Source organism: Erwinia sp. PPS120 (assembly GCF_047918655.1).
GTDB lineage: Bacteria > Pseudomonadota > Gammaproteobacteria > Enterobacterales > Enterobacteriaceae > Erwinia > Erwinia tasmaniensis_A.
The window spans coordinates 1-7,122 of record NZ_JBLREF010000048.1; the positions used below are offsets into that span (position 1 = coordinate 1).

3 protein-coding genes are annotated in these 7,122 nt (G+C 44.8%); all 3 read left to right on the plus strand.

Annotated features, from left to right (window positions below):
• Positions 1-494: 494 nt before the first annotated feature.
• Genes ACLRGG_RS20070 through ACLRGG_RS20080 form a run of 3 tightly spaced genes read left to right on the plus strand, consistent with a single transcriptional unit; the run spans position 495 to position 6,761 of the window.
• The gene (locus ACLRGG_RS20070; RefSeq protein WP_416251416.1) at positions 495-2,126 is read left to right on the plus strand and encodes a type I restriction-modification system subunit M; all 1,632 of its coding nucleotides are present in this window, start codon (positions 495-497) and stop codon (positions 2,124-2,126) included.
• Positions 2,123-3,289, plus strand: coding sequence for a restriction endonuclease subunit S (locus ACLRGG_RS20075; RefSeq protein ID WP_416251417.1), 1,167 nt, complete (start codon positions 2,123-2,125; stop codon positions 3,287-3,289). Before ACLRGG_RS20070 ends, ACLRGG_RS20075 begins: the two co-directional genes overlap by 4 nt.
• 16 nt (positions 3,290-3,305) lie before the next feature.
• A complete protein-coding gene (locus tag ACLRGG_RS20080; RefSeq protein WP_416251418.1) occupies positions 3,306-6,761 on the plus strand; it encodes a DEAD/DEAH box helicase family protein in 3,456 nt (1,151 codons plus the stop codon).
• The last annotated feature ends 361 nt before the right edge of the window (positions 6,762-7,122 follow it).

The following is a 7,122-nucleotide window of genomic DNA, read 5'->3' on the forward strand; positions in this document are numbered from 1 at the left end:
GGTTTTTCGGGGGGATTACCAGTCTGATGTACTCACCTATGTACTCAATTTTCACTGCGCTTCTACGACACCACCTGAGACGCTACGAAAAATCCACGCAATTGCGTGGATTTTATAGAGTTTTACCGTTTCTATGAGATTCAGTGAAACCTCATAAGACCACAAAACTTATTTAGACGTTGAACTGTGATTTTCAATTTAATCTTTTCATATATATAGTTAATTTTAATTTATTTTTATTTTGTACTCACAATCGTACTCATTTGTCGTGATGCTTCATTATTACTGTGCAACTACCATACAAATACGTGAAACGGAGTCTCGTAGTACCTGAGTAGTTCACTTTTTCATCTTTCCTGATGCTCTTACGGGAAAAAAGCGCCAAATAAGCATCTTTCATTGGTACAATACGGCAACTTGTCTCTGGCTTTGGCCAAACTCCATTTGTTATCTCTGATCTTCATATCAGGGACGTAAAAGTTATCAGGAATCATATGTTAACAGGTAAGCTACGCAACCAGGTTGATGAGATCTGGACCACCTTTTGGACCGGCGGTATCGCTAATCCCACTTCGGTCATCGAACAGTTCACCTATCTGCTGTTTATCCGCCGTCTGGATGAGCTTGAAATGCAGCGTGAAAATCAGGCGTTGTTGCGTAGCGGCAGCCTTCAAAACGCGCTTTTCCCGCCTGACAAACAGCACTATCGCTGGAACAAATTCAAGAACATTGACCCTGAAGACATGTTTGAGCTGGTAAAGGACAAAGTTTTCCCGTTTATCAAGACTATCCACGGCCAGCAAAGCACTTTTGCTCACCACATGAAGGACGCCATCTTCATGATCCCGAGCGCCCCAATGCTCGATAAAGTGGTGAATCTGATAGACAAACTGGAAATGGACGATCGTGATACCAAAGGCGATCTCTACGAATACATGTTGAGCAAGTTGGGATCGGCAGGGACCAACGGCCAGTTCCGTACCCCGCGTCATATCATCAAAATGATGGTGAATATGACCGAGCCAAAACTTGGTGGTGACAGCAGCGATGTGATTTGTGACCCGGCTTCCGGCACCTGTGGATTCCTGATGGCGGCGGAAGAATATGTGCGCACACATCATAAAACCGCGTTAATGAAGCCAGAAAATAGTGCTCATTTCCATAACGTAATGTTCAATGCTTACGATTTTGATCAGTCGATGCTGCGTATTGGTGCCATGAACATGATGCAGCATGGCGTGGATAACCCTGTTGTGGAATATCGCGACAGCCTGATGGATTATGGTGAAGAGAACATTAAAGACAAATTCACTCTGATCCTGGCTAACCCGCCGTTTAAGGGCAGCGTGGCCTACGATGAACTGTCGCCAGATTTGTTGACCGCACTGGGCAAATCGCCGAAAAAAGCCGAAAAGAAAGTCGTTAAGACAGAAGACGGCGAAGAGAAGAAGAAAAAAGACCCAACCGAGAAAACTGAGCTGCTGTTCCTGGCGTTGATCCTGCGCATGCTGCAGCCGGGTGGTCGTGCAGCCGTAATTGTGCCGGACGGTGTATTGTTTGGTTCGACAAAATCACACCGTGAAATTCGTAAGACCCTGGTGGAAAAGCATAAGCTGAATGCGGTGGTTTCCCTGCCTTCTGGCGTGTTTAAACCTTACGCGGGTGTTTCCACCGCCATTCTGTTCTTCACCAAAACCAACAGCGGCGGGACGGATGATGTGTGGTTTTACGATATGCAGGCTGACGGGTTCTCGCTGGATGATAAACGCACACCGCTGATTAAAGACCAGCCGCTAACCACGGAAGCAGATACCGTTGATGAACAGACTGCAGAGGGTGTTCAGGCTCCTTCAGAATTACCTAACCACAAATTGAGCAATATCCCTGATGTGTTGTGGCGTTGGCAAAATGCCCATAAAGAGATCGGCCGTAAGCGCACCGATCAAAGCTTCTTTGTCCCAAAAAGTGAGATCGTGGAGAAAGAGTACGATCTCAGCATCAACCGTTATAAAGAAACGGTGTATGAGGAAGTTAAGTACGAATCTCCAGCGGTGATTTTGCAGCGAATTAAAGAACTGCAAAAAGCGATGGAGCAGGGTATTGCTGATTTGGAGAAGATGCTGTGAGTTGGCCGATGGTGAAGCTTGCTGAGGTTTGCGATATTCAAATGGGCTCAGCACCGAAAGGATCGTCTTATACGGAATTGAGTGAAGGTATACCACTGGTGGCTGGTGCATCTGATTATGGTGAACTCTACCCCCTACCTAAGAAAGCAACTACTGAACCTACACAAGTTTGCCAGACAGGGGATCTGATTATTTGTGTTCGGGCAACAATTGGTGATTTGAACTGGGCGGACAAACCGTATTGCCTGGGACGCGGTGTTGCTGGTCTTAGGAGCAAAGCACAGCTTGATAGTAATTATCTTTTTTATTTTATTCGCGCTAATGAGCATGTTCTTTATGACAATTCGACAGGATCGACATTTCCTCAAATAAATAAAAAAACCATTGAGAATTTGTTAGTCCCTCTGCCTCCAGTTGCCATACAAAAAAGTATCGCTGAGAAACTAGGAAAAGCTGAGATGTTAGTAAAGTCTTCTTTGCAAATGGAGGCTGAACTCAACGCACTGGCAAAAGCGGTGTTTTTGGAGATGTTTGGTGATCCAGTATGTAATACTAAAAAATGGCCTACAAAAACACTATCACAAGTAGTTTCTGTATCTTCTGGTGGAACACCATCCAAGTCAAATGATTCATATTGGCAAGGTGATTTTCCTTGGGTCTCTCCTAAGGATATGAAAATAGATTATTTGTCAGATGCAATAGATCACATTTCTGATCTCGTTTTTGAAGAAACTAATATCAAAAAAATTCCTGAAGGAACAATATTAGTTGTTGTTAGAGGTATGATTCTCGCTCATTCAATACCTCTTGCCATGAATCTTTGCGATATTGCGATTAATCAGGATATTAAAGCGCTGACGGTATGTAATGATGGCATAGAAACTGAATTTTTATTCCATTGTTTGAAAAATCAAAAAGATCATATTTTGAGTAAAGTCAGCACTGCTGCGCACGGTACCAAACGGCTAGATACACCAGACCTTCTGGGGTTGGAAATTATAGTTCCTCCATTAGATTTACAGTATAAATATGTTGAAATTATGAAAAAAAATGCACGGATGGTAGAACGTTATAAGCAAAGCTCCCTAACAAATAAACAACTTTTTGATTCGCTAATGCAACGCGCCTTCTCCGGAAAACTGGACCGCAAAAAAGTGGCCTGACAAGTAAGGATACCCGATGTCGAATTTTGCTTTCTTAGGTGAGTGGTCAGAAATTCAGCTAAATGCTCAGCAGGCGGAGAAAATGCTGAACAGTGATCCGCGAACCTGTTGTTTTTACAGTCGCTATACGCTGGAACGTGCCGTTCACTGGATGTATGAATTCGACAGAGGGTTGAAAAAACCTAAATATGACACCAGTCTTAACACGCTGATTAACCAGCCTGATTTCCGCGATCTGGTGGGCTCCAGTGTTTTCCCTAAAATTAAAGCCATTCAAAAGTCGGGAAATAATGCGGTGCACAGCGCCGCGAAAGTGAGTGCCGCTGTCGCCACGCAAACCCTGAAAGAGTTGCACCATGTTCTTTACTGGCTCTACCGCACCTATACCGCACATCAACCTGTCAGCAATCAGATTTTTGATCTTAACAATGTTCCGCAAACGGTCCATGTTGATGCCGGGCTGATTACCCGCAGTGCACGAAAGCTCAAAGAGTTACAACAACAACTTGAAGATCGGGATAGTCAGCAGGAGTGTGAAGAGGAAAAACGTGAGCGGGAAAATGCCACACTACGCCAGGAGCTGGAACAACTTAAAGCGAGAGTTGCTGAGCGTAAGCTGCAAAACGTTGAAGTTAAGGACAGTCATAACTACAACGAAGCTGAAACCCGTCACTTTATTATCGACCAATACCTGAAAGAGATGGGGTGGTTACTGGAGAACAGGCGCGATCGCGAATATCCGGTCGCAGGAATGCCTCTTTCCAGCCAAAATCCGCAGGGAAATGGTTTTGTTGATTATGTTCTCTGGGGAGAAGATGGCAAGCCGCTGGCGGTCGTTGAGGCTAAACGTACAACAGTGGACGTTCAGCAGGGGAAACGCCAGGCTGAACTTTATGCTGATTGCCTGCAGCAGGACTCCCGGTTTGGGGGCCGCCGCCCGTTAATCTATTTCACCAATGGCTATGAGATCTTCTTCTGGGACGATCTGAACTATGTGCCGCGTAAAGTGCAGGGTTTTTTATCCAGAGATGAAATGCAGCGTCTGATCGATCGTCGCGAGTTAGCACAAAACCTGAGTAATATCGAGATCGACACGAGTATTGCTGGTCATAAACGCCCCTATCAACAGCAGGCTATTCGGGCTGTGTGTGAACAATTTGACCAGCAGCGTCGGCGCAAAGCGCTGTTAGTGATGGCTACTGGGACAGGGAAAACCCGAACGATTATCGGCCTGCTAGACCTCTTAATGCGCGCAGGTTGGGTCAAAAATGCATTATTCCTCGCTGATCGTAATGCACTGGTGACCCAGGCTAAAAAGGAGTTCTCAAAGCTGTTGCCGAAATGCTCACCGGAAATTCTGAGTGGGGCAACCAGTACATTGAAAGGGCGACTGTATCTGTCAACTTACCCGACTATGATGAACTTGCTTAGCGCACCGGCGGACAGTCGCTTGTTCGGCGTCGGACATTTTGACCTAGTGATTGTCGATGAAGCTCATCGCTCGGTTTATAAAAAATACGGCTATATCTTCGACTATTTTGATTCCCTGTTAGTGGGTCTGACCGCAACACCGAAAGCCGATCTTGATAAAAATACCTATGACGTCTTTCAGTTACCTGACGATGACCCGACCTTTGCTTATGAACTACAGGAAGCCATCGATGATGGTTATCTCGTTCCACCGCGCGACGTCCGTGTTGAGCTGGGCTTTGTACGACAGGGGATTAAATACAGTGAATTAAGCAAAGATGAGCAGGAAGAGTGGGAAAGCAGTGAAGAGCTGGCCGAGCGGGATGAGGTGCTGCCTTCTGAAATTAACGAATTCTTATTTAATAAGCCCACGGTCACTGCGGCCCTCAAAACACTAATGGAAAGAGGTATTAAAGTTGCAGGCGGCGACAGATTGGCGAAGACGATTATTTTTGCAGCAAATAATCGTCATGCGAAGTTTATCAATGAAGTGTTTGATGACAACTTCCCAAAATTTAAAGGGAAATTTGCTCGCACGGTAACCTATAAAGAAAAATATGCCGAAAGCCTTATTGAAGAATTTAAAGGCGAACGTGATCCCGTTGATCCAAATACGCCTATGACGTTGGCTATTTCTGTCGATATGCTTGATACCGGTGTGGATGTCCCTGAAGTTTCCAATCTGATGTTTTTTAAGGTTGTAAAGTCTAAGGTGAAGTTCATGCAAATGCTGGGGCGCGGTACCCGACTGTGTGAGAAATTATTTGGACCCGTTACCCCGGATGATGACAAAATAGAATTTAAAGTATTCGACATCTGTCAGAATTTTGAGTATTTCGAAATGAACCCGCAGGGAGCCGCAGATTCTGCTGGTAAGTCGCTGTCACAGTCGTTATTTGAAAATCGTTTGATGCTGGCTCAAGTGCTAAAAGGCCACGAGGAAAGCGGTAATTATGGCGGAACCCTCAGACAATATTTGCTGACAATGCTTCACCATCGTGTTGCTGGTATGAGCCTAGATAATTTTATTGTCCGCCCTAACCGTAAGCTGGTTGAGAAGTACCAGAAAGCTTTAATTTGGCAGGATTTGACGAATGAACATCAGGGCGAATTGATTAGCCAAATATCCCGACTACCAAGTGCAGCGGAACCGCTTGATGAAAAGGAGCGGGAAGAAGAGTTGGCGTTGCGTTTCGATCACTTAATTTTGACGATGCAGCTGGCTTTGCTTGAACGTAGAAGCGTTAGCGATACTCAGCAGGACAAATTGCTACAGATTGCCCAGAAGTTGAAAAGTAAGGCTAGCATTCCTCTGGTTGAAGTGCAAATCGAATGGATCGAGTATGTGCTGAGTAAACACTTCTGGCAGGAACTTTCTCTTGAAGATCTGGAGAAGACTCGACTGCGTTTGCGTTTGTTGCTCAAGTTTATCGATAAAGATAGCACGGGTGTGGTCTACACCAATTTTCAGGATGAGATCATCTCTGTGCATGAAAGTGAATCGCCCTACACCTTTACATATGGCGACGCGTTGACGCTTTACAGAAAACGTGTTGAATCTTGGGTGAGGGAACACCAGCATGACCTCACTATCCAGAGGCTGCGTCGTGGGCAACACATCACCAAACTCGATCTTGAACTACTGGATCAAAAGCTGTTTGAAGCGAGCGGCATAGAGAATACCGAGACTTACCAACAAACCATTCATCCCGATAAGCCTTTGGGCATTTTTATACGGGAACTTGTTGGGCTTGACCGTCATGCGGCTAAAGCCGCGTTTGCCGATTACCTTGATGAGGCTCGTTTTGATAGTCAGCAGATTCATTTCGTCAACACCATCATAGAATGGCTGACGGAAAACGGTACGATGAATCCGGAACGACTGGCCCAGCCTCCATTCACCGATGAGCATTTTGAGGGAGTCTTTGGAATATTTGATGTTCCAACAGCTATTGGGTTACGCGACAGACTCATCAGCATTGAACAGAGTGCAGTAGGCTAGCTGTTTGGCCAAGTCTGAGCGAGTATTAACTCTTCAGCCAAGAGAGTGGGTCAATGTAATGACAATTAAAAACCATGCAAGCGCGTGGTTTTTTTAAGGGTTTTATCTGTCTCGGTGAGAGTGAGTGAAACCCCATAAGACAAAAGGGAAAATTTAGACATTAAACGGTGATGGATGACTTATTTGTATATGATTTAATGTTTTTATTGTGTTTTATTCTTATACTTATAAATGCACTCACTTTTGTTGATGTTGTTATCTGTGGCGAGTTACTTCTGCAATTCATTTGATTTTCAATGACTCTGTCAGCAGTAAATTGATCTCATATAATTTCGCAAATCTGAATCGCCACGGGTTTAAC

Coding starts and splice junctions, on each gene's coding strand:
- ACLRGG_RS20080 (WP_416251418.1), top strand. CDS start 3,306: ATGTCGAATTTTGCTTTCTTAGGTGAGTGGTCAGAAATTCAGCTAAAT.
- ACLRGG_RS20070 (WP_416251416.1), top strand. CDS start 495: ATGTTAACAGGTAAGCTACGCAACCAGGTTGATGAGATCTGGACCACC.